Genomic DNA, 26,761 nt, shown 5'->3' on the forward strand with positions numbered 1-26,761 from the left:
GTAAATGCGGGTCGCCGTCGTCTCGTTGGAAACCTGGAAACAGCGTGATAGCGACGCGCTTCGGCGATTGCGCAACGTCGCGAACGGTCTCGCGGACCGCGGTCACGACGTTCACGTCCTCTGCTCGAAGTGGTGGGAGGACTCGGGCGACCGGTGGGAGGAAGGGGATATCACCTATCACGGCGTCGTCGTCGGTCCGGAGGCGCGGCGGTCGTTTCTGCTTCGGCTGCCGTTCGTCGTGCGTATCGTCAACCCCGATGTCGTTCATGCGGGGGCGCTCCCGCCGTCGCAGGTGACCCCGGCAAGCGTCGGTGCGACCCTGTCGCGGTGTCCGCTCGTCACCGAGTGGTACGGTGACGACGAGTCCGAGGCGGGGAGTCCCAGAGCGCGGCGCTGGGCCGTGAATCGGTCGGACGGGATCGTCACGCCGTCGCGACTCATCAAGACGCAGGTCCGCGAGATAGGCGCGGACGAGAACGATGTCCGCGCGATACCGGATAGCATCGACATCGAGCGCATTCGCGACATCGACCCGGTCGAACGGGGGAACATCGTATACGCCCGCCGCCTCGACGAGGGCGCGAACCTGGAGAGCATGCTGCTCGGGTTGGCGGAGTTGCGGGACCGCGACTGGTCCGCGACGGTGATCGGCGACGGCCCGCAACGCGACGCGTACGAACAGCAGGTTCGGGACCTCCGCATCGACGACCGGGTCGAGTTCGCTGGCTCCTGCGCTCGCGACGAGCGGATCGCCATCTATCGGGGAGCGCACGTGTTCGTCCAGACCGCCGTACAGTGCGCGTTTCCGACGGAACTGCTGTGGGCGCTCGCGTCGGGATGTATCGGAATCGTGGAGTACCACGCCGACTCCAGCGCGCACGAACTCGTGGAGAACCGCACGCGGGGGTTTCGGACGACCAGCGAGCAGGAACTCGCCGCCGCCATCGCCGATGCAGGCGACCTCGAACGGCTGACCGTCGACGAGTCGCTCAGTTCGTTCGACCGCGGGCAGGTGTTAGAACAGTATCTCGACTGGTACGGGAACCGCCAGGAGAGAGTGGGGCTGTTCTAGCTGCTCCGCGGCGGTCGACCGAGTTCGTTCTCGACGGCGGCGATACGGTCCCCGATGTCCTGCGAGCGGTCGCGCTGGTCGTCGACTTCGACCTCCGTGATGACTCGTTTGCCGTCGATGGCCCGATGCGCTGTCTTCGCTGCTTCGAAGGCCTCGTCTGCGGAGTCGGCCTCGATGACCGTCCCCGTCGGCGTCATCTCGTAGGTGAGGCCCTCCTGGTCCAGTGCTTCGAGCGCCTGCACTATCTCCTTCGTCATGCTGTCGTCCGAGAGCGGTGTGACTTCGAGACGGGCAATAGCAGTCATTGTTCCAGTCAAGAGATACGGTAACAGTTGTCAGAGCGTTTTTCTACGATACGGCCACAGGACAGGAATCCGGGACGAACGACCCGGAATCGGGAGAAAAACGGACGGCTACTCGCCGTCGTACGGATCGCCGCCGAGCGCCTCGTGGACCCGGACAGCGGCGGCGTTTTCTTCGACATCGTGAACGCGGACGATGTCAGCGCCGCGCTCGGCGGCCAGCGCGGTCGCCGCTATAGTGGGGTCGAGTCGGTCGCCGTGTTCGTACCCCGCCCGTTCGAACATCGACTTGTGGGAGTGGCCGATCAGGACCGGACAGTCGAGGGCGTGGAGTTCGTCGGTCCTGTCGAGGAGTTCGAAGTTCTCCGCCGCCGACTTCCCGAATCCGAGGCCGGGGTCGACCACGATCTGGTCCCGGTCGAGTCCGGCCTTCTCCGCGAGGAGGACGCGCTCGCGCAACTGGGTTATCACGTCCTCGACGACGTCGTCGTACGTCACGTCGCGGTCCGGGACGACGGGCGCGTCGATGCTGTGCATGACGACCAGCGGCGCGTCGTGGTCGGCGGCGACAAAGCGCATCTCGGGGTCGTCGAGGCCGGACACGTCGTTGATGATGTCCGCGCCCGCAGACAGGGCCGCTTCGGCCACAGCAGCCTTTCGGGTGTCGATAGAGACCATGGCGTCGAGATCGCGGATCGACTCGATCACCGGTACGACACGGTCGATCTCCGCGTCCGCCGGGATGCGGTCAGCGCCGGGGCGGGTGCTCTCGCCGCCGACATCGATGATGTCAGCACCGTCTGTGACCATCTCTTCGGCGCGTTCGACCGCGGCGTCTACGCGGTTGTACTCGCCGCCGTCGTGGAAGGAATCCGGCGTAACGTTCAGGATACCCATCACGGCGGTCCCGTCGTTCCACGGGTACTCACGCTCCAGCGGCGGCGTCTCGATGTCGAGCGCGTCCCGCAGTTGGTCGGCGAACACGGAGAGGCCGTAGGGCTGGTCGGCTAACTTCTCGGCGAGGCGCTTGAACTGCGCCAGCGTGCCCATCAGGACGGCGTCGACGACGACGTCCTCTTGCTCGTTCAGGCCCGAAATCGCACACTCGCCGCCGAGAGACAGCATCTCCTCTTTCAGATATTGGGCCTGCCGGCGCTGAACGCGAACCTTCAGAACGCGGTGGACGCCCTTGCCGCGCATCCGCCAGACGCCGGGCGGCGTGACGTCCGCGCCTTCGAGCGTCTCTCGGGCGTCGTCGATATCGCGGACGGTCTTCGGGATCGGGGTGCTCGTCCAGCGTGACCGCGCCTCGGCGACGACGAAAAGCGACCCGGTCACGAGAACGAAGTCGTTCCCGTCGGCCTGCTTCAGCGTTCGCTCCAGCGCGCCCGCCACGGAGTTCCGGGAGTGAACCTCGCCAGCGCCCGCCCGTTCGAATACGGTTGCGAGCACGTCCTCGTCCTCAGCGCGGTCGAGTGTCGGTTGGCAGGTCGTCACCGTGTCGGGCGTCGGCAACGCGGCCGCCATCCCGCGGAGATCTTTGTCATGCATCCCGCCGAAGACGAGGTGGAGGTCGTCGTAGTCGAACTCGTCGACGGTCGCCGCTAACCGCTCACAGGCGTCGGGGTTGTGAGCGCCGTCGAGAACGACCAGCGGGGACTCGTTCATCACCTCGAACCGACCTGGCCAGTGCGCGTTGCGGAGGCCGCGCGCGAGGTCCGTCTCGTCCACGTCGGCGACCTGCCGGGCGAGAACGCTCGCGATCCCCGCGTTCGTCGCCTGGTACGCACCGAGCGTCGGGATGCGAGTCTCGACCCGCCAGTCCGACCCGTCTATCGTGATCCCCGCCTCGGTGTGGTTCGCCCGCCCCTGATAGGAGACGGTTACGTCGGTGTCGCCCCCGCTGTCGTTCGCGTCGACGCCGCCGACGGTAACGACATCGCCTGCCACGTCCCGGAGAGCGTCGAGGGCGTCCCCGGACGTTCCCGTCACCAGCGGCGCGTCGTCGGGCGCGACGTGGGCCTTGTCGCGGGCGATCTCCTCGACCGTATCGCCCAGAACGCTCGTGTGTTCGAGCGCGACGGTGGTCACCGCGCTGGCGACCGGATCGATGGCGCTCGTCGCGTCGAGGCGGCCGCCGATGCCGACTTCCAGCACGGCCACGTCGACGTCCCGCCGGGCGAACTGCCAGACGGCAAGCGCCGTCATGGTCTCGAAGAACGTCGGCGACTCGCCGTTTGCCGCCCGGTCGGTGACGTAGGGCCGGACCGTCTCGGCGAACTCCACCACGGCCGTACGGGGGACTTTCCGCCCGTCGACGCGGACGCGCTCGCGCAGGTCCTCGAAATGCGGCGACGTGTACAGCCCCACCGACAGCCCCGTCTCGCGGAGGACGCTTTCGACCATCCGCGCGGTGCTTCCCTTGCCGTTCGACCCGGCGATCTGGACGAACCGCGGGGGGTCCGCGATGTCGAGGTGGTCGAGCAGATCCGCGGTCGACTCGGTGCCCGGTCGAGGGCCGAACCGCCGCAGATCGTAGAGGAAGTTCGCCGCCTCGTGATACTCCATATCTGCGAAAGGAACCGCCGCTCGCTTTAGCCCTTCGGAACGGGGTGTTGCGACCCGTGGTCTCGGTATTGCTTTCGGGGCTCGGCCGCACTTGCTCTCGGGGTTCAGGCCATCCTCCTCGGTCGCCTCGTCGCCGACGGACCGGGAGTCGGCGAAACGCTGCTAGAGCGATAGCGTCCCGCTCAGTCGTGACGGAACGCCCGACTGCCGGTGAACACCATCGCCATATCGTGTTCGTTCGCGGCCTCGATCACGTCGTCGTCGTTGACGGACCCGCCCGGCTGTACGACCGCCTCGATACCGGCCTCGGCGGCGGCCTCGATGGCATCCGGGAACGGGAAGAACGCGTCGGAGGCCATCACCGCCCCGTCGGCCGACTTGCCCTCTGCGTCCGTCTCGGCTTTCATCTTCGCTATCTCGACTGCGTCCACGCGTGAGACCTGTCCCGCGCCGACGCCGACCGTCTCGGTGCCCGTCGCGAACAGGATAGCGTTGGATTTGACGTGTTTGATCGTCTGCCAGGCGAACAGGAGCGACTCGACTTCCTCGTCGGTCGGGTCGCGCTCGGTGACGACTTCGAGGTCCTCGGGAGCGGGCGCCTGCTGGTCGCGCTCCTGGACTAACGTGCCGCCGACGAGGTCCTTTTCGGTGTGGGCTTCGCTGATCTCGCCGAACTCGCCTTCGTCTGTTCCGCGCCCGACGTCGAGCACGCGTAGGTTGTCCTTCTCGAACAGCGTGTCGAGCGCGTCGTCGGTGTAGCCCGGTGCGACGACGACCTCCTTGAACGAGTCGACGACCTGCTCGGCGGTTGCGCCGTCGCACTCGCGGTTGAGGGCGACGATGCCGCCGAACGCGCTCTTGGCGTCGGTCGACAGCGCGCGCTCGTACGCCTCGGCCAGCGAGTCAGCGGTGGCACAGCCAGCCGGGTTGGTGTGTTTGATGACGGCCGCGGCGGGGCGGTCAAACTCCTTGACGAGATTCAACGCGGCGTCGGCGTCGTTGTAGTTGTTGTAGCTGAGCGCCTTCGCCCCCTCGTTCAGTTGGGGAGCGTCCACGACGCTTTCCTCCTCGCAGGTGCGGTCGGCGTACAGCGCGGCGTCCTGATGGGGGTTTTCGCCGTATCGCAGGTCAGCCGCGCGGTCCTCACTCGTGACGCGGCGGTCGGGCAGGTCGGCGGCCTCGTCGCCCTCGACTCGGACGGCGTTCGCGTCGTGGTCGACGGCAACGCGGTCATCGGCGAACCACTCGACAGCGCGCGGGTACGCCTTGAACTCGCCCTGGTACAGCACTCGGTCCGCGAGATCGTCCTCGTCGTCGCCCTCGTACACCGGGACCGGTTCCTGCGTGACGACCGGGCCGGCGTCGACGAGTTCGTCGACGACCTCGCCGTCCTCGTCCGTGGCGTCGGTGACGACGTGGACGGTACAGCCGGTGATGTCGACGCCGGCGTCGAGCGCGTCTCCCCAGGCGTCCGTCCCAGGAAACGACGGCAGGAGCGAGGGGTGGACGTTCAGGGTCGTCGGTGCGGCCTCCAGGAACTCGTCCGAGAGGATGCGCATGTAGCCGTCGAGACAGACCAGATCGACGTCGTAGTCGTCAAGGGCGTCGACGACGCGGCGCTCGTGCGAACGGCGGTCCTCGCCGTCGGTGCGTTCGACTGCCTCCGTCGGAATGCCGCGTTTCTCCGCCTCGTCGAGAACCGGCGCGTCCGCGTCGTTGGTCAGGACGACGGCGATCTCGGCGTCGCCCGGCGACTCGTCGGCGATGTGCATCAGGTTTCGACCGCGGTTGCTGGCGATTCCTGCGACGTTCATGTTTCGAAGCGAGCCCGCGGACGGGAAAGTAGTTGCGGTCGAGAGCGAGTTGGTATGCACAAATGTGTACAACAAATCCGAATTCACTCCCGATACTACCCAACCTATCCACGTCCGTGCTATTTCTCGTTCCGACATCCTTTTGCCTCGGCGCGCGGCACCCACGAGTATGACCGAATCCCTGCACGCCGTATCGCCGCTTGACGGGCGCTATGCGAATCGGACTGCGCCCCTGGCACCCTACGCGAGCGAGGCCGCGTTGATGCGCGCCCGCGTTCGCGTCGAGGTGGAGTATCTGGTCGCGCTCGCTGACCTCGACGCGACGCCGCTGGAACTCGACACCGGGGAGCGACAGACGCTCCGCGTCCTGTACAAGGACTTCGCGGAGGAGGACGCCCGCCTGATCAAGCAGCTAGAGACCGAGGGCTACGGCGAGTTCGAGGCGACGAATCACGACGTGAAAGCCGTCGAGTACTACATCCGTCACCATCTGGCCGACGAGATGGACCACGTCTCCGCGTGGATCCACTTCGGACTCACCAGTGAGGACGTGAACAACCTCGCGCACCGACTGCTCGTCGGCCCCGCCGTCGAGGAGGTACTGCTGTCGGAACTCCGCGACGTCCGCGACGCCGTCGCCGACATGGCCCGGGAGTACCGCGACCTGCCGATGCTCGCCCGGACCCACGGCCAGCCCGCGACGCCGACTACGTTCGGCAAGGAGATGGCCGTCTACGCCGCTCGTCTCGGGCGCGCCACCGGACGTATCCGGCGGGCGCTCGACGGCATCAGCGGGAAACTCGGCGGTGCGAGCGGCACCTTCGCGGCCCACGTCGCCGCCTTCCCGGGCGTCGACTGGCAGGCGTTCGCCGAGGAGTTCGTCACCGGGCTCGGGATGGAATACGAACCCCTGACGACGCAGGTCAACCCCTGTGACGACCTCGCTGAGCTGTTCGACGCCCTCCGCGGCGCGAACAACGTTCTCCTCGACCTCGACCTAGACGTGTGGCTGTACGTCAGCGACCGCTACCTCGGACAGAAAGCGACCGAGGGCGAGACGGGGTCGTCGACGATGCCGCACAAGGTCAACCCCATCGACTTCGAGAACAGCGAAGGGAATCTCTCGAAGGCAAACAGTGACCTCTCTTTCCTCGCGGACTACGTCACGAAGTCCCGCCTCCAGCGCGACCTCTCTGACTCGACGGTCAAGCGAAACATCGGTGCGGCGTTCTCACACTGCCTGATCGGCTACTCGAAGGCGCTCTCTGGCCTGGAAACGGTTGTTCCGAACGAGCAGGTGATGCGCGACGACCTGAACGCCACGCCCGAAGTCATCGGCGAGGCGGTCCAGACCATCCTCCGGCGAGAGGGCCACGAGGACGCGTACGAACAGGTCAAGGAACTCACTCGCGGGCAGTCGGTCGCCATCGAGGACTTCCGCGACCTGTTCGACGACTTAGACGTCGACGACGAGACGCGCGCGGAACTGCGGGCGCTCTCGCCGGACAGCTACACCGGCATCGCGGACGAACTGGTCGACGGCGCTGACGGCGGTCGGTAGGCCGGCGGCGCTCTCACGCTGTCGGACAGACGTCTCTGACGCTCGGTCGCTCGAGTTCGGCTGTCACCGTCGGGGCGGCGGAACAGGTGCGAGCGGGTCATCCGCAATCGCATGCGTATCCGCTCGTGCTCGGCGTCGCTGAAACCGTTTACACGTCTCTCCGTCGGAACCACTCGCGACTCAGTAACACGAGAACCGCCGTCCCCGCCAGCAGGGCCGCCGCCCCGCCGAGGTCGTAGGTTCCGTCGACCAGTATCTCGCTGGGAACGTAGTACCGCGTCGGCGACAACGCGCCCAGCGGTTCGAGGTCGGTTCCCGCCACCACGGATTCGACGAGAAACAGCGCGAACACGGCTCCCGCGGCGGCCCGCTGGGCGACCGACGCACGGTCGACGACGACCGATGCGAGGAGGCCGATCCCGGCGCAGGCGAGCAGGTACGGCACCGAGAGGACGTGGGCCATCAGCACGCGCTCCATCGCCACCTCCTCGCCGATGGCGAGCGTGGAGACGAACACGACGACCGGCATCGCCGCGTTGGCGACGAAAAGCGGCACGCTCAGCGAGGCGAACTTCTCCAGTACGACCCGGCCCCGCGAGACGGGTAGCGAGAGAGTCATGTCCATCCGGCCGCGCTCCACGTCGGCCGCGACCAGCCCGGCCGCAGCGTACGCGAAGTAGAGGCCGAGCAGGATCACCCACGCGAAGGCGTACAGCTGCGTGGCGAGAAAGCCCTCGATAGTGTTCATCGTCCGGATGTCGAACGCCTCGCGAAAGGCGGGCGGGTAGGCCGCGATGATCTCGTCCAGGTTTGCCGCCGACGTTATCGACGGAAACAGGCCGACGTACATCGCCGTCAGTGCGGCGATGCCGACGGTCATCGCCAGCGCTCCGGTCAGGCGCTTTCGGCCGTCGTAGCGGGCAATTTCGAGCATCAGTCGTCCCCGTAAAACCGCATGAACACGTCCTCAAGCGGTGCCTCTTCCACGTCGAGTTCCAGCAGGTCGAAGCGGTCGAGGAAGTCGACCAGTTCGTTCACGTCGCCGGTGTAGGTGAACGTTAGCTCGGTGACGGGGCCGGGGGCGGCCGAATCGTCGGGGACGGTTGCGTCCCTGACCGACAGGTCGTGAACGCCCGACAGCGTCACGTCGTCCGCCGCGACCCGGTCGTCGACCCGCGCCAGCACCGACTTGCCCGACCGTCCGAGCAGGTCGGCGACGCTCTCGACGGTGACGATGCGGCCGTCCCGGATGACGCCGACGCGGTCACAGAGCCGCCGCACCTCGCTCAGCACGTGCGAGGAGAGAAACACCGTCGTCCCGGCGCTGCGCTCGGCGCGGACGAACTCCTCGAAGCGCCGCTGCATCAGCGGGTCCAGCCCCGAGGTCGGTTCGTCCATCACCACTAGGTCTGGGTCGTGCATGAACGCCTGTACGAGACCGAGCTTCTGGGCGTTTCCCGTCGAATACTCCCGGATCGGCCGGGAAAGCGGCGGGTCGAACAGTTCCAGCAACTCGTCGCGACGCTCGTCGCCCTTTATCGACGCGTGCAGGTCAAGCACCCGCTGTCCCGTCGCCGTCTCGTCGAACGACGGTGTCGCCGGTAGATAGCCGATCCGACGCTTCGCCGCGAGCAGTTCCTCTTCCGTCCGCACGTCCGCGCCGAGGAGCGTCCCGGACCCCGTAGTCGGCGACTGGAACCCCATCAGCGTGCGGATCGTCGTCGTCTTACCTGCTCCGTTCGGACCCAGATAGCCGAAGACCTCTCCCTCGGCGACGTCGAACGTGACATCGTCGTTGGCGAGCACCTCACCGTAGTCCTTGGTGAGGCCGTTTACCTCGATAGCGGCCATTCAGTGATTTTCAACCAGTGAACGGATGAATTTACCGTTCATCGGACCGCGGTCGGGGGGTGGGCCGTCCCGAACAGTCAGTTCGCCCTGCCGGGCCGCCGGCGCTTGGCGCTCACTCCACTACCGCGACGGCGCGGACCGGCGACCCGTCGCCGTCGCTCACCGGCAGCGGGTACGCCCGAAGTTCGAACCGGGCCGGTGGGTCGCCGAGGTTCGTCAGGTTCTCCACGATAAACCGGTCCGCGCCGAGCAGGGCGTGATGGGCCGGAACGCCCGCCGGTTCGTCCGCCGTCGCGTTCGCGGACGGGGACGGGTCCACGCTCGCGCCGTCCGTCCCGACGTGGTACCCCCGCTCGACGCAGTAGTCCGCGGCGGCCGGCGAGAGAAACGGGTGGTCGACGTACGCCGCCTCGCCCCAGCGGTCGGCCCATCCCGTCCGGAGGACGACCATCTCGGCGTCGGCATCCGGCAGGTCGTCAGGACGGATCGCCGACCGCGGGTCGCGGCCGCGGAGGTCGGCGACGACGGCGTCGAAGACGAAGGTCTCCGCCGGGTAGTCGTCTATCGTCTCGCCGTCGGGTTCGGTGTGACACGGCGCGTCGACGTGGGTGCCGGCGTGCGTTCCGAGTGAGAGCGCTCCGACGCGGTAGCCGTCCGCCTCGACGGTAGCGTGCGGGTCGACCGACACGGACGGATCGCCGGGGAACGTCGGCATATCGGTCTCGACGGGGTGGGTAAGGTCGTGATGGGTCACGCTCGTAGCGTCGACCACTGCGGGGAAAAACGTGGCCGTGGACCGCTCGGGACGACCGCTCAGTCACGCAGGGCGTCGAGCGTCGCCTCCACCGCCTCGGCCGCCTCGCGAACCTCGTCGACGGGGACGTACTCGCGGTCCGAGTGCGCCACCGCACCCTCCTCGTCGGCGAGATAGCCCGGGCCGAACACGACCGTCGGTGCGTCCGCGGCGAAGTACGACGCCTCCGTCGCGGCGGTGAACGGCCGCACCTCGCCGCCGGCCGCCGCCGCCAGCGTCGTCACCAGCGGGTCGTCAGCCGGCGTCGAAAACGCTTCGAGAAACGGGCTCTCGCGGTCGGTCAGGTCGAAGGTGACGGTCACGTCGTCCGGGACGTAGTCACGCAGGTGCGCCGAAATCGCCGACCGAAACCCCTCGCTCGTCTCCGGCGGCACGCTCCGGCGGTCGACGACCACCTCGCACTCGGCGGGTATCTGGTTCGTCGCGGTGCCGCCGTCGACGGTCGTCGGCGTCAGCGTCGGCCCGCCGAGGTCGGCGTGGACGCCCGGCGCGTCCGAGCGGCCGTCGAACGTTTCCAGCGCGTCGACGACTTCCCGGAGCGCCGAGACGGCGTTGACGCCGTCGTCGGGTTCCGCGGCGTGTGCGTTCTCGCCGCCGAGCGTGACCGTCCCCTGAAACCGTCCCTTCGCGGCGTTGCACACGTCGAGACCGGTCGGTTCGCCGACGACGTAGTAATCGGCAGCGAGGTCAAGCGCCGCCGCGCCCGTCGACAGCGTCTCCTCGTCGGGCGTGACCGCGAGCGTGACTCGCCCGCCGTCGGGGTCGACCGCGAGAAACGCAGAGAGAAGCGCGGCGAGCGGCCCCTTCGCGTCGCAGGAGCCGCGGCCGCGGATCACCTCGCCGCCGGCCGCCTCGTCGTCGCGTGCCGGTCCGCGCTCGTACGGCACGTGCGGCGGCACGGTGTCGATGTGCGTATTCAACACGACGTGCGGGTCGCCCGACCCGCGGGTGGCGACGATGTTGCCGGCGTCGTCGACCCTCGCCTCGACGCCGTGGTCGGAAAGCGTCCCGACGAGGAACTCCCGCATCGGTTCTACGGTTTCGGTGGAGTCGATGGGGACCGCGTCCGTCAGAAAGTCGACGGGGTCGAACGTCATGGCTGGGTCGGGGTCGGCGAGAGTTCGCCCTCGAACTCGCGGGTGACGGGGCCGCGAAGCACCGCGGGCCCCTTGCGCGGGATCAGCACGGTCAGGTCGCCGCCGGGCGGCGAAACTGACACAGACTCGTCGTCGGTCAGCCCGATGCGGCGGGCGGCCGCGGCGACGGCGACGGCACCGGTGCCGCAGGCGTCCGTCTCGCCCTCGACGCCGCGCTCGAAGGTTCGCTGGTCGAAGCCGGATGCGGTCTCGGCGGCGAAGTTCACGTTCGCACCCTCGGGGAACACGTCGGCGTGGCGGACGGCGGGCGCGGCGGCCTCGACGTCGACGTCGGAAACGTCGTCGACGAAGATCACCGCGTGGGGGACGCCGGTCGTCAGCGCCGTCACCTCCCAGCCTTCGACCTGCTCCTCGACCAGCGGACGATCTCGGTTGAGCGGGATGTCGGCCGAATCGAACGATGGGACGCCCATCTCGACCGCGACCTCGTCGCCGTGGACCTCCGCGCGACGAGTGCCGGCGGGCGTGTGGATGATCACCTCTTCCGTGCCTGTGCGGTCGGCGACCCACCGCGCGACGCAGCGCGCGCCGTTGCCGCACATCGCGGCGGTGCCGCCGTCCGGCTGGTAGAGTCGCATCTCGACTTCGGGTGCTGTCGGGGCGGCGTCCAGATCGAGGACGAGCACGCCGTCAGCGCCCGTCTCCCGGTCCGGATCGTCAGCGCCGACGCCCGTCTCGCGGTCGCAGTAGGCCGTCGCGAACGCGCTCCAGTCCGGGACATCGGCGTTCGCGTCGACGATCACAAAATCGTTACCCGTTCCGTGGTACTTCTCGTAGCGGATCATAATTCCTCCAGTCTGGTCAGGTCGTCTACCGTCTCTCGGCGGCGTGCCAGACACGCCTCGCCGCGGTCCAGCACGACCGTCGCCGGGCGCGGCCGGGTGTTGTATTGGCTCGCCATCTCGTAGCCGTACGCGCCGGCGTTGCCGAGCGCGAGCACGTCGCCCCGTTCCGGCGCGGGCAGGTCGAGGTCCGAGCCGAACACGTCCGCGCTCTCGCAGATCGGACCCGTGACGGTCTGGGAGACGGTATCGCGGCCGTCCGCGTCCGTCGCAAGGTTCCGGATGCGGTGAGACGCGTCGTACATCGCCGGCCGGAGCAGCGTCGTCATCCCCGCGTCGACGCCGACGACGGTCGTCGCCGCCGTCTCTTTCACCGTGTTTACGTCCGTCAGCAGGACGCCCGCGTCCGCGACGAGATAGCGCCCGGGTTCGATAGCCAGTCGGGCGTCCACGTCGCCAAGCGCCTCGCGCGTGGCCTCGGCGACCGCGTCGAGGTCGAGCGGGTTCTCGTCCGGTCCGTACGGCACGCCGAACCCGCCGCCGATATCCACGAACTCCAGGTCGACCGGCGAGTCGCGCGCCAGGTCGCCCATCCGCGAGACGAGTTCGCGGTGCGCCGAGAGGTCGTCGCCGGAGATACCGCTGCCGGCGTGGGCGTGGATCCCGACCACGTCGAACCCGCGGTCCGCGGCGTCCGCGAGGAGGTCCGTCGCGCGGTCGTACGGGACGCCGAACTTCGCGTTCGCGCCGGTGCGGACCTTCTCGTGGTGGCCCGCGCCGATACCGGGGTTCACGCGGACGCAGAGGCGGCCGTCGTACCCCCGTTCTTCGAGGCGGTCGACGGTGTCTTCGGCCCCGACGGTGACCGTGAGGGCGGGGAAGTCGTTCCACAGTCCCACGACGGTGTCGAGGTCGACGTCCGGCGGGTTGACGGCGGTGTACTGGACCCGAGCCCCGGGGTCGTCGGCGACGCCGCGGAGCGCGTCGAGCGCCCGCGCGACTTCGCCCGCCGAGGCGCACTCGATCCCCGCGCCGGACTCGCCGAGCGCCGCGAGCGCGTGTCTGAGCGTGTTCGCCTTCGCGGCGTATCGAACGTCGGCGTCGGGGAACGCCCGCGCGAGGCGGCGGTAGTTCTCCCGGACGCGGTTCAGGTCGAGGACGTACAGCGGGCTGTCGTACTCGTCACGGAGGGCGCGGAGTCGCTCCGCGTCCCAGTCGTCCAGCCTGCGCACCGCCGGGTTCGCCGTGCTCATTCCCGAAGCGTGTCCTCCTTTGCGGACGCTTCCAGCGTCTGCTGTTCGATGTCCGTTGCAACCACCGCCGGCTTGTACGCGCCGCCCTCGAACAGGTCGTGCTCGCCGACGGACGACTCGACGAAGCGGGTGAACGCCCGGCGTTCGGGCGGCAGTACGCCGTAAACGACTTCCTCCTCGACGAGGTCGTAGACGGGGATCCGCGGCGTCAGCAGCGTGTTCTCCCCGACGACCGACCCCTCGCCGACGACGAACCCGCTGGTGACTCGACAGCCTGCGCCGAGGGACACGTCGTCCTCGACGATGACGGGGGCGTCCTCGACGGGTTCGAGCACGCCGCCGATCAGCGTGTTCGCACCGAGTTTGACGTTCTCGCCGATCTGCGCGCAGGAGCCGACGGTGTCTGCCGAGTCGACGAGCGTGCCGTCGCCGACGTATGCGCCGACGTTGACGAAGCTCGGGCTCATCATGATGCAGTCCTCGCCGAGGTACGCGCCGCGGCGGATCGTGGTGCCGTCCGGAGTGTTACGCGTGCCGCGCTCGCCGAGGTCCGCGGTGTCACGCAGCGGAAGCACGTCGTGGTACCGGACGCCGCCGTACTCTCGCGGTTCGGTCTCGCGGAGGCCGAAGTTGAGCAGGATCCCCTCTTTCACCCACTCGTTGGCCACCCAGTCGCTTCCCTGCTTCTCCGCGGCACGCACCTCGCCCGCCTCCAGAGCATCCAGAAACGCTTCGAGCGTGTCCGCGGCGTCAGCGCCCGCGCTCTCTGCGTCGATCTCGTCGTTCTGGTAGCGCTGCCATAGGTCCTCGATATCCGATTGAAGCGTCGCCTGACTCATGCTGATTCCTCCAGTACGTCACCGAAGTCGTACCAGCCGTATTCCTGTTGCGCTATCCAGACTGCGGCGTCCACCGCGCCCGCGGCGAACACGCCGCGACTCTCCGCGCGGTGGGTGAGCCGCACCTCCTCATGGTTCCCGGCGATCAACACCTCGTGCTCGCCGGTGATGTCGCCCGCCCGAAGCGCGTGAACGCCGATCTCGCCGTCCTCGCGTGGAGCCTCGCCCTCGCGGCCGTGGACGCGTTGTTCGCCCGTCTGCCCGTCCGCGGTTCGGCGAGCGCCCTCTATCTCCCTCAGAATGGACTTCGCGGTGCCGCTGGGAGCGTCGCGCTTCGCGTTGTGGTGGGTCTCGACGAGTTCCACGTCGTAGCCCGGCAGGTTCGCGACGGCGTCGCCGACGACATCGAGCAGCGCCTGAACGCCGCGGGCGAAGTTGGCCGCCTTGAGCACCGGCACTTCATCGCTCGCCGCGCGGAGGGCGTCTATCTGGTCGTCGGAGAAGCCGGTCGTGCCGACGACGGCCGGGACGCCGGCGTCGGCCGCGGCCTCGACGTACTCGACGCTGGACTCGGGACCGGTGAAGTCGACGACGACGTTCGGTTCTCGGTCCGCGACGAGCGCCGGGAAGTCGGCGGCATCATCCACTTCGACGCCCTCGACCGTCCCCTCGTCGGGGTCGCGGTTGACCGCCAGAACGACCTCCGCGTCGTCGCGGCCGTTCGCCTCGGCGATCAGTTCCCGGCCCATCCGACCGGTCGCGCCGGTGATCGCGAGTCGGACGGTCACCGCTCCACCTCCGCGTACTCGTCTTCCAGGTCCTCGTCGACGAGGTCGTCGAGAACGTCCTGAAGGTAGTCGCGGTGCGTCTCGGAGAGGCGGGTGAGCGGCGAGCGAACGCGCGCCGACCCGTGACCGCGGATCTGCATGGCCTCCTTGACCGGGATGGGGTTCGTCTCGACGAACAGCGCGCGGAACAGTTCGCCGAGTTCGTGGTGGATCGCCCGGGCGCGCTCGTAATCGCCGGCCAGCGCCGCGCCGACCATCGCGCAGGTGCGCTCCGGTTCGACGTTCCCGGCGACGCTGATAGCGCCCGAAGCGCCGACGGAGATCATCGGCAGCGTCAGCGCGTCGTCGCCAGAGAGCACGGCGAACTGCTCGTCGCGGGTCCGTTCGACGATCTCGGTTATCTGGCCGAGGTCGCCGCTCGCGGCCTTGAAGCCCGTGATGTTCTCGTGGGTCGCCAGTTCGGCGGCGGTGTCGGGGTCGACGTTACGACCCGTCCGCGAGGGGACGTTGTAGACTATCTGCGGCAGGTCGACGGCGTCGGCGATGGTCTCGTAGTGCCGGACCAGGCCCTGCTGTTCCGGCTTGTTGTAGTACGGCGAGATGAGCAAGAGCGCGTCCGCACCGGCGTCGGCCGCTCGCTCGGAGAGTTCGAGCGCCTCGCGGGTGTTGTTGCTCCCGGTGCCCGCGATGACGGGAACGTCCTCGACGGCCTCGACGACGGCCTCGACGACCTCGACGTGTTCGTCGTGAGTGAGCGTCGCGCTCTCCCCCGTGGAGCCGACGGGGACGACGCCGTCGACGCCGGCGGTTTCGAGTCGCCGTACGTCCGAGCGTAGTTGGTCGAAATCGATGCTCTGGTCCGCGTCGAACGGCGTCGTGAGCGCCGGGTAGACGCCGTCGAAGTCGATATCGCGTGTCATGATCGTTGCTGTGAGTGTGTCTGATGTCGGTGGTCCGCGTGACGGTTACTGCGCGGTGCCTTCGGACGCACCCGGGACGAGGACGCCACCCTCGCCGCGAGCACTGGTCACGCGCGTTTTTTCGGTTTCAGAATAGCGGCCGCACCACTCGTCGACCGAACGAACTGCGGACGAGCGGTGTCTGCCATTACCGACGGATCGGGAACGCTCACGCTTAGTACTTGCGCACTCCGCGAAACCTGCCTCCGCGAGAGCGGCAACAGCGCGCCCCGCCGTGGACGTTGACCATGCCGTACAGTAGTCACTGAAAGCTAATACACACCTGATCGCACACAGTCGTGTGGTCTGAAACAGTTGCAAACGCCACGATAGTTTCTCTTCGGGAGTATACCGCCCGGCTGACAGAATAACTCTCGACAGTCTCACCAAGAAATTTATACCGCTTCGGGGGATACTTTCGGGCATGAGACATATAGGACTCAAGCTCAGGATGGCGTTCGTCGGAACCATTCTGTTCGCCTTTTATCTGGCAGGAGCCGGGTTCGCGCTCCTGCTGTTCGGTACGGGCGCATGGCCGTTCGTTCTCGTCGGTACCGTCCTCTTCGCCGTCTTCCAGTACAAGGTCGGCAAGTGGCTGTCGCTCCGAAGCGTCGGGGCCGAAGAGATGGACGAACAGCAGTACTCGGGGATCCACAAGACGGTCGAGGATATCTGCTTCGAGATGAACATGGACAAGCCGAAGCTAATGGTCGCGGACATGGGCGTGCCGAACGCCTTCGCGACCGGTCGGCGCGGTGCGGGCGTCGTGGTCGTCTCGCGGGAACTCATCCAACTCCTCGACCGCGACGAACTCGAAGGCGTCATCGCGCACGAACTTGCACACATCGACAACCGCGACGTGATCACGATGGTGCTCGGGCAGTCGATAGCCTCCATCTTCGGGATCGCGGTCCAGTGGGCGGTGATGCTCTCGGGCGACAACGACATCGCCGACTTCGTGCTCGGCTACATCGCGGGGATACTCACCCAGATGTTCGTCATGCTGTTCGTACTCGCCATCTCGCGGTACCGCGAGTACGTGGCCGACAGCGACGCGGCGCAGTACATCGGGAGCGGCGAACCCCTCGCTCGCGCCTTAGAGAAGATCCAGCACGGCTCCCAGGGTCGTGAGAGCCGCGTCGGCGACGACGTGAGCGCGCTTTGCATCTTCGACAGCGAAGGCGGCCTCATGAAGAAGATCCTCGCGACGCATCCGCCGGTCGAGAAGCGTATCGAGAAGCTCCGGAGTTACTGACGACGCCGGACCCGGGCACATTATTTCTGCATAATTAAACCAAAAATAATTTCACCGGGCGCGCGAACGGTCGATCCGTGTCCTTTTCGTCCGTCCCACGGAGGACGATTCTCACGACGGCCGTAGCGCTCTGTTCCGGCTGTACGGCGCTGACCGGCTCCGATAACAACTACAAGTTCCGTGCCGAGGACAAGACGATAGACCGAATCGATGCCCGCTGCCGGGGGACGGATAACGCGCGACAGTCGACTTCCGTTCGAACGCGGTGATCGTCGTCTCCGGCCGGATTCGGACAAACGATCCCTGCGAATCGTTGTCTGTCTCTGTGTTCAGTCCGCCCGCCGGATCCGATGAGGAGTCGGCGATCCTGCGGGTGTCGACGGACCCGTCGGATACCTGTGCCCGAAGCTGCGAGTCGACCATCGAGTACCGCGCCCGCCTCCGGTTAAACCAGCAGCCGTCGCCGGTCGACGTGTACCACGCCGCCCACGACAGGGAGGAAGTGAAGGCAACGACTGCGTGGGCGTAAGCGGGCGGGCCCTACTACGTCCGTCCCCGAAGCCATTTTACTGGCCCCCGACACACGTTCGGGTATGGTAGATATCCATTCAGGCCAGCGCGTGGCGATGCTCGCCGACGCGCAGAACCTCTATCACACCGCCCAAAGCATTTACAGTCGCAACATCGACTACTCTGCGCTCCTCGAAAAGGGAGTGCAGGACCGCGAACTCGTCAGAGCCATCGCGTACGTCATACGCGCGGACTCGCCCGAGGAGGAGAGTTTCTTCGACGCGCTGACCGACATCGGCTACGAGACGAAGATAAAGGACATCAAGACGTTCCAAGACGGGTCGAAGAAGGCGGACTGGGACGTCGGCATGTGCCTTGACGCGGTGACGCTTACGTCTCACGTCGACACGATAATACTCTGTACGGGCGACGGCGACTTCTCCAGGCTCTGTTCGCACCTGCGTCACGAGGGCGTCCGCGTCGAGGCGATGGGTTTCAACGAGTCCGCGTCCGAGGACCTGTTAGATGCTGCTGACGAGTTCATCGACCTGAGCGAACGGTCCGATACGTTCCTGCTGTAAACGCCGGCCGCCGTCCTCGCTGTCCGGGCGCGGAGAAACTACACCGGGCGACCGCTACCCGCAGTACCGACGAGCAAAGCGCCCGCGGCCATGCCGAGTGAGGCAATAGCGGCCGGAATGAGTAGGGCGCTTTCCTGCAGTACACCAGTAGCCAGGAGAATCGCGCTACTCACCGCCAGCAGCACGACCCCCAACGCGACTTTTTTCGTGTTCATAGTGACAGTTAGTACGGACTCAAGGTTTATAGCTTTCTCTGAAACCGCCCGACGACGGCGTGGTATAAGTTGACAATAACCGTGAATCCGTATAAGCGATTTCCCGATGACGTTCGAGGCAGCCCGGCGACTGCGTGTCGAAGGGCTTTCGGATGCAGGCGCGAAACACCGTCCGATGACCGGTGACGCTCGCGACCTCGCCCGCCTCCGCACCGTCGCAGACTACCAGTTCGGTAGCGGCGCCGGAGCGGCGCTGTTTCCGCCCGACGAGGACCTGGAGATCAAACGCACCAGCACCGGCCGCCCCCAGCAGGTCATTGCGGCGGGGGGACGCCTCGTCTCGCACGGGACTGACGGTCGATTCACGCTCGGACTCGCTGGCGGCCGTCGCCTCGCGGCGGCGTTCGAACCGCCCGCGGGGCGGGTCGTCGTCGGCGACGAGAGTGAGCCGTTCGTCCGGGACGGCCGCAACGTCTTCGCGAAGTTCGTCGACGAGGTCGATCCGGCCGTCCGCCCCGACGACGAGGTGTTCGTGGTACACGGGTCCGGCGAACTGCTCGGCGTCGGCCGCGCGGAACTCTCCGCCGACGCGATGACCGACTTCGAATCGGGGATGGCCGTGAAGGTGCGCGTCGGCGCGGGCGGCGAATGACGTTCGTCAGTCTTTTCTCGGAGTAACGTGACCCTCCGAGTATGTTCGGAGGAGGCGGCGGGGGAATGGATCCCCGCAAGATGAAACAGATGATGCAACAGATGGGCATCGATTTCGAGGAACTCGACGCCCAGGAAGTGATCATTCGAACCGAGGACGAGGACCTCGTGTTCGACGACGCTGAAGTGACCCGCATGGACGCGCAGGGGCAACAAACCTATCAGGTCGTCGGCGAACCCGAATCCCGCGATTCCGGCGCGGCCGGCAGCATCGAGAGCGGCGACGAAACCGAAAGCGAGAGCGACGGATCCGGCGAGATACCTGACGACGACGTGATGATTGTCGCACAGCGTACCGGTGCCGGCGAGGACGAAGCGCGTCAGGCGCTCGAAGACAACGACGGCGACCTCGCGGCGGCCGTCGACAGCCTAGAGTGACGGTCGTCCTCGTTCACGGCGACCGCGAGTATCTCAGAGAACCGGGCGAAGAACTCCAGACCGACCTCGGCGTGCTCGATGTGCCGGAGGACGTCCGGCCGGGCGACACGCTGGAGACGCATCTCGGCGACGAGTTCCAGGTTCGACGCCTGCGCGGCCCGGACCTGTTTCACCACCTCGACCGGACCGGCGCGCCGATGGTTCCCCGTGACGTGGGACGGATCGTCGGTGAAGTGGGCGTCGAGGCCGCGGACAGGGTGCTGGACGCCGGCACCGGCACGGGCGTCCTCGCGGCGTATCTCGGACGCATCGGCGCGGACGTGCTGACGTTCGAACGCGACGCGGAGTTCGCAACGGTCGCCCGCGAGAACATGGAAACCGCGGACGTCGGGGACTGCGTCGACGTACGGACCGGCGACGTCACCGACGTACTCGACGACCTCGGCCAGTTCGACGTGATAACGCTCGACACCGAGGACGCGCCCGCCGTGGTCGAACACGCGCCCGACCTCCTCGTTCGTGGCGGCTTCATCGTCGTCTACTCGCCGTTCGTCGAGGACACGCGAGAAGTCGCGATGACGGCCAGGGAGGTCGGCTTGGCGGACGTACGGACCCTCGAAACCATCGACCGTGAGATGGACTTCGACGACCGCGGGTCCCGTCCGTCGACGAGTCCCGTTGGCCACACCGGCTACCTGACTATCGCCCGGCGCGAGTGAGGTCGTCGATCAGTTCCGGCGGGTAGAGGATCTCTTCCCCGTCTTCGAAGTCCGACGCGTCCTTCCAGACGACCTCGAACGTCTCGTCGAGTTCCGGCTCTTCCGCCGTGAACCGCTCTCGCTCGTACGGCCAGTCCTCGACGATGCTCACCTCGTACAGGCGCCATATCTCGTGGCCGGCGCTGTCCGCGAACGAGAACACGCGCTCGTATGTGTCGACGTACGATATCTCGTCGAGTTCGACGCCGAGTTCCTCGTCGAACTCCCGCGCCACTGCCTCCTCACTGTGTTCGCCGAACTCGATGCCGCCGCCGAGCGGCCGGTAGAACGTGTACTCCTCCTCGGGGTCGTAATGCTCCGCGAGCATGAGTTCGTCCCCCCGTCGAACGGCCCCAAGTGCCAGCGGCCGGATTTCGCGCCAGGTCATGGACTGCGGGATATGCAGAACCGGTATAAATACCTGTTCGTTCGATGCTACAGACTACCATCTACGGGCCGGGAGCGCGGCGCGAGCCCTCGCGGCGAGCGCCGCACGACTCGGGGAAGGGCAGGTAGTCGTCAAGCAATGCACCCGCGAGCGAACGAAGTGAGTGAGCGGTCCAAGGAGGGCACCGCAGCGCCTCGGCGCTGCGACGGGAGCGACGCCGTGATTTTGGTCGAGCTTTTGCCGAGTCAAGGGAAACCGCCGCGACGCGGCGTGTTTCCCGCTACACAGCGCAAAAGGTCGCGGTTAGTGATCGTCCTCGCGCCACTTGTGCTCGCACTCGGTACAGATGAAAAACCGCGTCTCCGACTCGTCGGCGGCGCGGATCTGTTGCATGTACCAGTGCGCCTGGTCGTTGTCGCACTCGGGACAGCGCGCATCGGTGGTAGGGAGGCCACTCTCCTCCGTGCTGGATTCGATAACCTCGCTGACCTCCTGGTCGTCGGTGATGACGTAGTTCGCGTCCGGGTCCTTTATCTGCTCGTTACCGCAGCTCGAACAGACCCAGAGTCCGTCCTCCGCTTTCATCATAGAGCCGCACTCGTCGCAAAACTCCATTACTGGATGCAGATAGACGGTCCAACTGATTTAAACCACGTGGTTACCCGTCGCTCTCGGACCGGCCGGAGAGACCCGTCACCTCCCCCGGGAGAACGTCGTCGTGGTCAGACTCCAGAACGTCGTCGAGTTCGGTTTTCAGGTCGTCTATCGAATCGAACGCGTCGTTTTTCGTCTCGGAGACAAGTCCCCCGAGGTTCACTTCGCCGTCACCGAGTTGGAGCGTCACGTCCGCGAACTCACGGGCGGCGTCGATGCGCATCACCGGATAGGAGAGGTCGTCCAGCAGCGATTCCATCTGGTTTCGGGTGACTGTTCGTGTCATGTGTTCCCGTAACGTGGCCGAGGGACTTTTACATATCGCTAGATACGTCAGCTGAACGGACCGGGACGGAACTGGTACGGAAAACAGAAATAGCGCCTCCGCTTAGCGTCGATAATGACTCTCTCGGACGAAGCCCGTGAGCGCCTCGCCGATGTCGTGGAGCTACAACCCACGAAAAACGCGGAACTGCAGGAACGCTGGGGCGTAGAGAGCGGTAGCGAGGTTCACTCGTACCTCGAAGACGAACTCGGGGAGTACTACTACCGCGACGACAACAGCCTCATCCGCGCGACGGCGGAAGCGGCTGACCTCGTCGACGTGGAGCCGGGCGTCGAGGCGGTAGAGGGGGAGACGCCCGACGTGATCCGGGTGCCGGAGCTGCAGTCACAGGTGTTCGAGGTACTCGCCGGACCGGACGAGCGCTCCGAGAGCGTCGTCTCCGTCCTGCACAAACTCCGCGAGACGTTCGACGTTGACCCGGGGACAGAACAGGTTCGGTCAGCGCTACAGAGTCTCCGGCGCAAGGACGTCGTCGAGGTGGAGTACCGGACTGTGCCGACGTTCAGGCTCGCAGTCGAACGCGACGAAGTCGACGTGGAAGTGGCCGGAGAGTAGCGCGAACGCTCGTAGCGTCGCCCACTGGTAGGGACTGCTGTACGTCAGTTCGGTGTTTCGCTGACTTGGGCCGGCGAATACCGGTACACAGTTACAGCAGTCTCGATGGATCCTGTCTTAGTGTCCGACGACCGCACAGCGAGTTCGGGTTGTCGCGACGACCGCCGACGGCATCACTCGTCGGCGGTGCGTTCCACGTATATCGTCCCGTCCTCGCGGTACCAGTCGACGACGCCGTCGTCGGTCAGCCGAGGGACGTGTTTGTGGAACAGTTTGATCCGTACGCTGTCGAGGCGCTTGCCCCGGTTTTCGACTCCCAGTACGGTCTCCTCCCAGGAGACGAGATCCGTCGATAGATCCGTCAGCGACACGGCTCCGTCTTCACATGACGTGTACCACAGCACGTACCGTTCGTACTCGTGGCGTCGACTGGTTGTACTGGAACCGATAGCTTGGACTCCGTTCTGGCGGTCGGCGCGATTTGTTTCTATCATGGGTTCCCTGAACTACCGCGGTCTGTCCTCGTTCGGGACGAAGTAGTTCAGCCTCTTAGCCGTGTATAAGAACCGAACGTTTCGCTATCACCGGATATATAGATGAACGTAGTTCCGTCGGCCTGCGGCCAGCCGGCGCTACTCACCGGGCCGTTTCCGGTCGCGGCGCTCCGCGAGCAACTGCTGTAGCCGTTTGCCCGGGCCGCCCTCGATCGGCCATCCGCGCTGTCGCCAGGCGGGCGGTTCCGGCTCGTACGACGAACATGTCCCGGAGCACTCCGCCGCCGTCTGACAGCGGTGTTTCGCCGCGCACCACGGCAGAAGCTGACCGTTCTCCGCGCGCAGTTCGAACTGACGGCAGTCCGGACGCATCGTATCGGCGTAGGAGCGCCACCCTCGCTCGTACGCCCGTTCGGCGATTTCCAGGCGCTTCGTCGCCTTCTCGTCCGGGTCGACGTACTCGAACCGCGCCGCTGACTGGTCGTACTCGCTGTTCGAAGGCCGGTCGGTGATTCGCGTCCCGGCCTCCCCGACCGAAAGCGATCGAGGGTGCCAGCCGACCGTCGCCGAATCGGCGGAACCGTCGACCGTCAGAATGCCTGCTTCGACAGGAATGTCTTCGAGCATCGCGGGTTCGACTCGTCTGTCCGTTTCCCGGGTGGCGACCCACACTTCGTCCGCGAGCGAGAGCGCGATGTCGCGCTCGAGTTGCGGTTGAAGCGTGCGGGCGGCGCGGGCGTCGAGGTCTGGCTTATTTTCGATAGCGACGATCCGGTCGACCCAGTCCGGATAGGGCCACTTCTGCCGGATCTCGATCCGGTTGCCGTTCCGCCGAGTGTCGAGAACGCCGCGGTCGTCGGCGCGGTGGACCGCCTCGCGGACGTACTGCCAGGGGTAGCCCGGATGCGGGAGCGCGTCGCGGTACCATGCCCACTCGACCGGCGCGTTACGGACGACGTGGAGGAGATCAGAGTCCAGCCTGTCGCGCCCGAACCGGGCGCGTCGCTTCAGGGCCGCCGGGTCAGTTTCCACGACCACCGTGTCCCAGCGCCGCCGCTTGGTGCCCAGTTGGCGGGCGACGAAATGGGTCGTGTCGTCGGTCGCATCGCTGGTCGTGTCGTCGGTCGCAACGCTGGTCGCGTCGTCGGTCGCATCGCTCTCGGGGGGCCAGTGGCGTTCTGCCCAGCCACAGACCCGCAACTCGAAGACGAACTCCGCGTCACCGCCAGGTAACACGGTAGTCCGTGGTCGCCGCGTCGGCTAAGGCGTTCGGGTTCGGTCCGCCGGTGCCGTTCTCGACGCCGCAGATGCCACTATCCGCGGTCGACCGAGCGGAGCGTCCCGCCGGTCACGTATCCCCGTTAAGCGGTTATTCTTCGCTTTCCTCGTCGTCTTCGTCGTCCTCCAGCCGTTCGTCGAGGAACTCGTGTGCGTCCTCGAGTATCTCGCGGGGACCGTCCTGGGTCACCGTGTTGAACGCCTGCTCGTAATCCCGCCACTGGAGGTCGCGGTGTTCGTGAGAGAGCTCCGCGCTCGCCTCGAAGGATTTCGCGATGAACAGGTGGACCGTCTTGTGGATGGTCTTCCCGTTGGCTTCGAAGACGTAGTCGTAATCCTTGCGGAACCCGTCGAGGAGGCGGAACTCCTCGATACCCGCTTCTTCCTGTACTTCTCGTATCGCCGTCTGCTGTAGCTCCTCGTCTCCCTCTACGCCGCCTTTGGGAAACTCCCAGTCCCCGGGGCGGCTCTTCAGGAGGAGGTACTCGCGCCGACCACGCGTATCCCGAAAGAGGATCGCGCCGGCGCTCGTCGCTTCGACCGTCATTATCGTTACCTAAACGGTGACCATTTAAGAGAATACCGGAGCGTGGACCCGGGACTGCCCCAGTGCTGTCACGGTACGCTTTTACCCGAGGAGGGCCCTCAGCTACGATAACGATGACTTTCGTCACGAAACTCCGTCTCCAGAGCGGCGACCGGGCCGCCCTCGAACGAGTCGTCGAGGACATTCGCTCCGCGGCCGAACGCAAAGGCGCGGAACTGAAAGGCCCCCACTCCGAACCGCCGTCGAGACTGCGGGTCCCACAGCACAAACGAGTCGACGGCGGCGGCCGGTTTTCGGACTGGGACTACGTCGTGTACGCCCGCGAACTCGAGATCCACGGACACGACGAACTGGCCCGGCGAGTGACACACCGGGAGTTCCCATCGTCCGTCCACGTCGAAGCGGAACTGGAACAGGTGAGCCCGCTAGGCGGGAGTTAAAACGCCGATTCGCCGACCAGTTCCAGCAGTTCCGCTCGTCCGTCGTGGTCGTTGTCGTCGAACTCGGTCACTTTGATCCGCGCTTTCCTGTCGACGTCGTCGGGGGTCGCACCGTCGACCACCAGCGTCGAATCGCCGACCCGTGCGACGACATCGTCACCCCGGACGCCGGTGAGAAAGGCGGATATCTCCTGTCCCGGCTCGAACGACGGCGTTGCACTGCGGAACGACCAGCCCCTCGTGTACTTCTCTATCATAGGCGAGCCACCTCCTCGCTCTCACGGTCGTGAACGTACTCCCGACCGAATCCGGTGATCGCCGCGATCAGGAACACCGCGACGAGCAACCAGCCGTGGAACACGAAGGGGAACACGTCCGCCGGATTGACCACCATGTCCTGCGTGAACCACTCGAACTCACCCGGTAACTGAGTTATCTGCGCGTAGCCGACCAGCACGCCGCCCGACCACGGGAAGATGTAGCCGAGCGCCGACGTGTTGGCGTCCAGAATGTTCGCGCGCCGGTAGCCGTTGATGTTGAACCGCTCGCCGATGCGGGCGATGTACGGCGCGATGGCGATCTCGGCCGCAGTGTTTATCGTGATCATCCCGTTGACCAGCGCGGTCCCGCCGACCATCGTCGTCTCGGCGCGGCGAACCGACGTGGCGACGTTGTCGAGGAGCCAGTTCTGGAGCGCCTCGAACCCGCCGCCGCGGATCATGATCTGCGCGCCGGCGACAATGAGGAGCGTCAACACGATCAGCGGGAAGAACCCTTGCGCACCGGAGTAGATGCTACCGCTGACTATCTCTTCGCCGCTCTCGACGATTTCGACGAACGGGAGGAACTCGACCTGCTCGGCGATCGGTGCGTCCTCTGGTGCCTGGAAGAGGAGCATATCAGACACCGGAGCGAGACCGAAGACGACGTTGAAGATCACCGCGGTGATTATCCCCCACGAGATCGCCTCGACGATGTGCCGACCGGCGACGGCCGTGGCGATCACTACACTCATGGAGACCAGGTGAAGTAGACCGGCGGGTTCGCTCTCCTCGACGAGGATCTGGGCGGCGTCGCCGGTGATCTCGATCCCTTCCATCACGTTCCCGGCGACGACGTACGCCGCGAACGCTACCACTGCGGCGACGATAGCGTACTTGAACCGCGAGGCGACGACGCCCCCGATGTCCGAGTCCTGCGTGACTGCGGAGACGATCGTCGTGTCGCTGACCGGCGCGAGGTTGTCGCCGAACACCGCGCCCGAGAGGATAGCGCCGAACAGGAGTACGGGGTTCGCTCCCAGGAGAACCCCAGCCGGGAAGAACAGACCGGTGAACGCTACCGTCGTGCCGTATCCGGTACCGATCCCCGTCGCGAGCAGTCCAGCCAGAATGAACGTGATCGCCGGGAACAGCGTCGCACCGACCTGTGCGGTGTCAGCCGCCCACACCAGACCGCTGACGAATCCGCCGGCCTGGATCGTGTCGGCGAACATGCCGGCCCAGAGCCACGCGACGATGGCCGTCGCGGCGACCCGCTGGGTCATCCCCTCGAAGATGGTGTTCGCGTAGGTCTTCCACGACCCCTTCACGAACAACAGACCGAGGATGAGACCGATCAGCATCCCGGCGACGAGACCCGTCGTGTCGCCGATGCGCAACAGACCGCTCTGGACTATCGCCCACGCGATGAAGAAGGCGATCGGAAACGCGCTCATCGCCCTGCCGCCGTAAAACTCGATGTCGTTTTTCCCCCGGGCTGTCTCCTCTTCTTCTATCTCCCGTTCGATATCTGTGTCGTCGTCGTCGGGTGGTCCGACTGCCATACACGGATACCATCGTCAAACTATTTTAACGTTTTTGCATGACGTATTCGCTGCTTTACGCACTAC

The 26,761-nt window shown here is 66.2% G+C and carries 31 protein-coding genes; 10 read left to right on the plus strand and 21 right to left on the minus strand.

The features are described 5' to 3' along the window. Positions 1-4: 4 nt before the first annotated feature. Complete coding sequence (locus EYW42_RS01850; protein WP_135533552.1) at positions 5-1,072, plus strand: glycosyltransferase family 4 protein; 1,068 nt, start codon at positions 5-7, stop codon at positions 1,070-1,072. Here EYW42_RS01850 and EYW42_RS01855 read toward each other — a convergent pair. The 3 genes from EYW42_RS01855 to purH all read right to left on the minus strand — a co-directional run bounded on the left by EYW42_RS01855 (position 1,069) and on the right by purH (position 5,756). Beyond that, positions 1,069-1,377, minus strand: a complete 309-nt coding sequence (locus EYW42_RS01855; RefSeq protein ID WP_135533553.1) for a thiamine-binding protein — start codon at positions 1,375-1,377, stop codon at positions 1,069-1,071. The two genes, EYW42_RS01850 and EYW42_RS01855, sit on opposite strands and share 4 nt — an antisense overlap. A 108-nt stretch (positions 1,378-1,485) precedes the next feature. Further along, complete coding sequence (gene folP / locus EYW42_RS01860) at positions 1,486-3,942, minus strand: dihydropteroate synthase (RefSeq protein ID WP_135533554.1); 2,457 nt, start codon at positions 3,940-3,942, stop codon at positions 1,486-1,488. A gap of 182 nt (positions 3,943-4,124) precedes the next feature. Then, the gene (gene purH, locus EYW42_RS01865) at positions 4,125-5,756 is read right to left on the minus strand and encodes a bifunctional phosphoribosylaminoimidazolecarboxamide formyltransferase/IMP cyclohydrolase (RefSeq protein WP_135533555.1); all 1,632 of its coding nucleotides are present in this window, start codon (positions 5,754-5,756) and stop codon (positions 4,125-4,127) included. Between the two features lie 169 nt (positions 5,757-5,925). On the opposite strand from purH, the gene purB reads away from it, so the two are divergent. After that, complete coding sequence (gene purB, locus EYW42_RS01870; protein ID WP_135533556.1) at positions 5,926-7,317, plus strand: adenylosuccinate lyase; 1,392 nt, start codon at positions 5,926-5,928, stop codon at positions 7,315-7,317. Between the two features lie 148 nt (positions 7,318-7,465). Here the strand turns inward: purB and EYW42_RS01875 are convergent, their stop codons facing one another. The 9 genes from EYW42_RS01875 to dapA all read right to left on the minus strand — a co-directional run bounded on the left by EYW42_RS01875 (position 7,466) and on the right by dapA (position 15,721). Further along, positions 7,466-8,251 carry an ABC transporter permease subunit gene (locus EYW42_RS01875; RefSeq protein ID WP_135533557.1) on the minus strand — a complete coding sequence of 262 codons (786 nt, stop codon included), beginning with the start codon at positions 8,249-8,251 and terminating at the stop codon, positions 7,466-7,468. Then, positions 8,251-9,168 (minus strand): ABC transporter ATP-binding protein, encoded by a 918-nt coding sequence (locus EYW42_RS01880; RefSeq protein ID WP_135533558.1) that lies wholly within the window; start codon positions 9,166-9,168, stop codon positions 8,251-8,253. Before EYW42_RS01880 ends, EYW42_RS01875 begins: the two co-directional genes overlap by 1 nt. A gap of 112 nt (positions 9,169-9,280) precedes the next feature. Then, complete coding sequence (locus tag EYW42_RS01885; RefSeq protein ID WP_135533559.1) at positions 9,281-9,922, minus strand: cyclase family protein; 642 nt, start codon at positions 9,920-9,922, stop codon at positions 9,281-9,283. 59 nt (positions 9,923-9,981) lie between these two features. Beyond that, positions 9,982-11,079: a M20/M25/M40 family metallo-hydrolase gene (locus tag EYW42_RS01890; protein WP_135533560.1), complete on the minus strand. Its 1,098-nt coding sequence runs from the start codon at positions 11,077-11,079 to the stop codon at positions 9,982-9,984. Continuing rightward, the gene (gene dapF, locus EYW42_RS01895) at positions 11,076-11,924 is read right to left on the minus strand and encodes a diaminopimelate epimerase (RefSeq protein ID WP_135533561.1); all 849 of its coding nucleotides are present in this window, start codon (positions 11,922-11,924) and stop codon (positions 11,076-11,078) included. Before dapF ends, EYW42_RS01890 begins: the two co-directional genes overlap by 4 nt. Continuing rightward, positions 11,921-13,174 (minus strand): diaminopimelate decarboxylase, encoded by a 1,254-nt coding sequence (gene lysA / locus EYW42_RS01900; protein ID WP_135533562.1) that lies wholly within the window; start codon positions 13,172-13,174, stop codon positions 11,921-11,923. Before lysA ends, dapF begins: the two co-directional genes overlap by 4 nt. After that, positions 13,171-14,013 (minus strand): 2,3,4,5-tetrahydropyridine-2,6-dicarboxylate N-succinyltransferase, encoded by an 843-nt coding sequence (locus EYW42_RS01905; protein ID WP_135533563.1) that lies wholly within the window; start codon positions 14,011-14,013, stop codon positions 13,171-13,173. Before EYW42_RS01905 ends, lysA begins: the two co-directional genes overlap by 4 nt. Next, positions 14,010-14,801, minus strand: a complete 792-nt coding sequence (gene dapB, locus EYW42_RS01910; protein ID WP_135533564.1) for a 4-hydroxy-tetrahydrodipicolinate reductase — start codon at positions 14,799-14,801, stop codon at positions 14,010-14,012. The genes EYW42_RS01905 and dapB overlap by 4 nt, the downstream gene beginning before the upstream one ends. Beyond that, positions 14,798-15,721 carry a 4-hydroxy-tetrahydrodipicolinate synthase gene (dapA, locus tag EYW42_RS01915; protein WP_135533565.1) on the minus strand — a complete coding sequence of 308 codons (924 nt, stop codon included), beginning with the start codon at positions 15,719-15,721 and terminating at the stop codon, positions 14,798-14,800. The genes dapB and dapA overlap by 4 nt, the downstream gene beginning before the upstream one ends. A gap of 463 nt (positions 15,722-16,184) precedes the next feature. On the opposite strand from dapA, the gene EYW42_RS01920 reads away from it, so the two are divergent. From EYW42_RS01920 to EYW42_RS01930, 3 genes are all read left to right on the plus strand, one after another. After that, entirely contained in the window at positions 16,185-17,015 is an 831-nt protein-coding gene (locus tag EYW42_RS01920; protein ID WP_135533566.1) for a M48 family metallopeptidase, read from the plus strand. A 325-nt stretch (positions 17,016-17,340) separates the two neighbouring features. Continuing rightward, entirely contained in the window at positions 17,341-17,544 is a 204-nt protein-coding gene (locus tag EYW42_RS01925; protein WP_135533567.1) for a hypothetical protein, read from the plus strand. Between the two features lie 64 nt (positions 17,545-17,608). Beyond that, on the plus strand, positions 17,609-18,106 hold the full coding sequence (locus EYW42_RS01930; protein ID WP_135533568.1) for a LabA-like NYN domain-containing protein: 498 nt from the start codon (positions 17,609-17,611) through the stop codon (positions 18,104-18,106). Positions 18,107-18,144: 38 nt separating this feature from the next. Here the strand turns inward: EYW42_RS01930 and EYW42_RS19650 are convergent, their stop codons facing one another. Continuing rightward, positions 18,145-18,321 carry a hypothetical protein gene (locus EYW42_RS19650; RefSeq protein ID WP_168192927.1) on the minus strand — a complete coding sequence of 59 codons (177 nt, stop codon included), beginning with the start codon at positions 18,319-18,321 and terminating at the stop codon, positions 18,145-18,147. Between the two features lie 175 nt (positions 18,322-18,496). On the opposite strand from EYW42_RS19650, the gene EYW42_RS01935 reads away from it, so the two are divergent. The 3 genes from EYW42_RS01935 to EYW42_RS01945 are packed head-to-tail and all read left to right on the plus strand — an operon-like array spanning position 18,497 to position 20,129. Next, the gene (locus EYW42_RS01935; RefSeq protein ID WP_135534022.1) at positions 18,497-18,973 is read left to right on the plus strand and encodes a PUA domain-containing protein; all 477 of its coding nucleotides are present in this window, start codon (positions 18,497-18,499) and stop codon (positions 18,971-18,973) included. 41 nt (positions 18,974-19,014) lie between these two features. Further along, positions 19,015-19,410 carry a nascent polypeptide-associated complex protein gene (locus EYW42_RS01940; protein ID WP_135533569.1) on the plus strand — a complete coding sequence of 132 codons (396 nt, stop codon included), beginning with the start codon at positions 19,015-19,017 and terminating at the stop codon, positions 19,408-19,410. Beyond that, positions 19,407-20,129 (plus strand): methyltransferase domain-containing protein, encoded by a 723-nt coding sequence (locus EYW42_RS01945; RefSeq protein WP_135533570.1) that lies wholly within the window; start codon positions 19,407-19,409, stop codon positions 20,127-20,129. Before EYW42_RS01940 ends, EYW42_RS01945 begins: the two co-directional genes overlap by 4 nt. On the opposite strand, the gene EYW42_RS01950 is transcribed toward EYW42_RS01945, so the two are convergent. The 3 genes from EYW42_RS01950 to EYW42_RS01960 all read right to left on the minus strand — a co-directional run bounded on the left by EYW42_RS01950 (position 20,110) and on the right by EYW42_RS01960 (position 21,496). Then, positions 20,110-20,556 carry an NUDIX domain-containing protein gene (locus EYW42_RS01950; protein ID WP_135533571.1) on the minus strand — a complete coding sequence of 149 codons (447 nt, stop codon included), beginning with the start codon at positions 20,554-20,556 and terminating at the stop codon, positions 20,110-20,112. The genes EYW42_RS01945 and EYW42_RS01950 overlap by 20 nt on opposite strands. Before the next feature lie 303 nt (positions 20,557-20,859). Next, positions 20,860-21,171 (minus strand): transcription factor S, encoded by a 312-nt coding sequence (locus EYW42_RS01955; RefSeq protein ID WP_135533572.1) that lies wholly within the window; start codon positions 21,169-21,171, stop codon positions 20,860-20,862. 43 nt (positions 21,172-21,214) lie between these two features. Then, positions 21,215-21,496 (minus strand): DUF5789 family protein, encoded by a 282-nt coding sequence (locus tag EYW42_RS01960; protein ID WP_135533573.1) that lies wholly within the window; start codon positions 21,494-21,496, stop codon positions 21,215-21,217. A gap of 114 nt (positions 21,497-21,610) precedes the next feature. Between EYW42_RS01960 and EYW42_RS01965 the strand changes: the two genes are divergently transcribed. Further along, positions 21,611-22,111: a DUF5797 family protein gene (locus EYW42_RS01965; RefSeq protein WP_135533574.1), complete on the plus strand. Its 501-nt coding sequence runs from the start codon at positions 21,611-21,613 to the stop codon at positions 22,109-22,111. 173 nt (positions 22,112-22,284) lie between these two features. Here EYW42_RS01965 and EYW42_RS01970 read toward each other — a convergent pair whose 3' ends face one another. The 3 genes from EYW42_RS01970 to EYW42_RS01980 all read right to left on the minus strand — a co-directional run bounded on the left by EYW42_RS01970 (position 22,285) and on the right by EYW42_RS01980 (position 24,430). Continuing rightward, a complete protein-coding gene (locus tag EYW42_RS01970; protein WP_135533575.1) occupies positions 22,285-22,605 on the minus strand; it encodes a DUF7344 domain-containing protein in 321 nt (106 codons plus the stop codon). Between the two features lie 138 nt (positions 22,606-22,743). Further along, the gene (locus tag EYW42_RS01975; protein WP_135533576.1) at positions 22,744-23,841 is read right to left on the minus strand and encodes a DUF5787 family protein; all 1,098 of its coding nucleotides are present in this window, start codon (positions 23,839-23,841) and stop codon (positions 22,744-22,746) included. A gap of 133 nt (positions 23,842-23,974) precedes the next feature. Then, positions 23,975-24,430, minus strand: coding sequence for a bis(5'-nucleosyl)-tetraphosphatase (locus EYW42_RS01980; protein WP_135533577.1), 456 nt, complete (start codon positions 24,428-24,430; stop codon positions 23,975-23,977). 113 nt (positions 24,431-24,543) lie between these two features. Here EYW42_RS01980 and EYW42_RS01985 point away from each other — a divergent pair, with 113 nt between their 5' ends. Further along, the gene (locus EYW42_RS01985; RefSeq protein WP_135533578.1) at positions 24,544-24,870 is read left to right on the plus strand and encodes a 30S ribosomal protein S10; all 327 of its coding nucleotides are present in this window, start codon (positions 24,544-24,546) and stop codon (positions 24,868-24,870) included. Here EYW42_RS01985 and EYW42_RS01990 read toward each other — a convergent pair. Both EYW42_RS01990 and EYW42_RS01995 read right to left on the minus strand, forming a co-directional pair. After that, positions 24,867-25,127: a DUF7513 family protein gene (locus EYW42_RS01990; RefSeq protein ID WP_135533579.1), complete on the minus strand. Its 261-nt coding sequence runs from the start codon at positions 25,125-25,127 to the stop codon at positions 24,867-24,869. The two genes, EYW42_RS01985 and EYW42_RS01990, sit on opposite strands and share 4 nt — an antisense overlap. Continuing rightward, a complete protein-coding gene (locus EYW42_RS01995; protein WP_135533580.1) occupies positions 25,124-26,695 on the minus strand; it encodes a Na+/H+ antiporter NhaC family protein in 1,572 nt (523 codons plus the stop codon). Before EYW42_RS01995 ends, EYW42_RS01990 begins: the two co-directional genes overlap by 4 nt. Between the last annotated feature and the right edge of the window lie 66 nt (positions 26,696-26,761).

Source organism: Halostella pelagica, from assembly GCF_004762015.1.
Lineage (GTDB): Archaea > Halobacteriota > Halobacteria > Halobacteriales > Natronoarchaeaceae > Halostella > Halostella pelagica.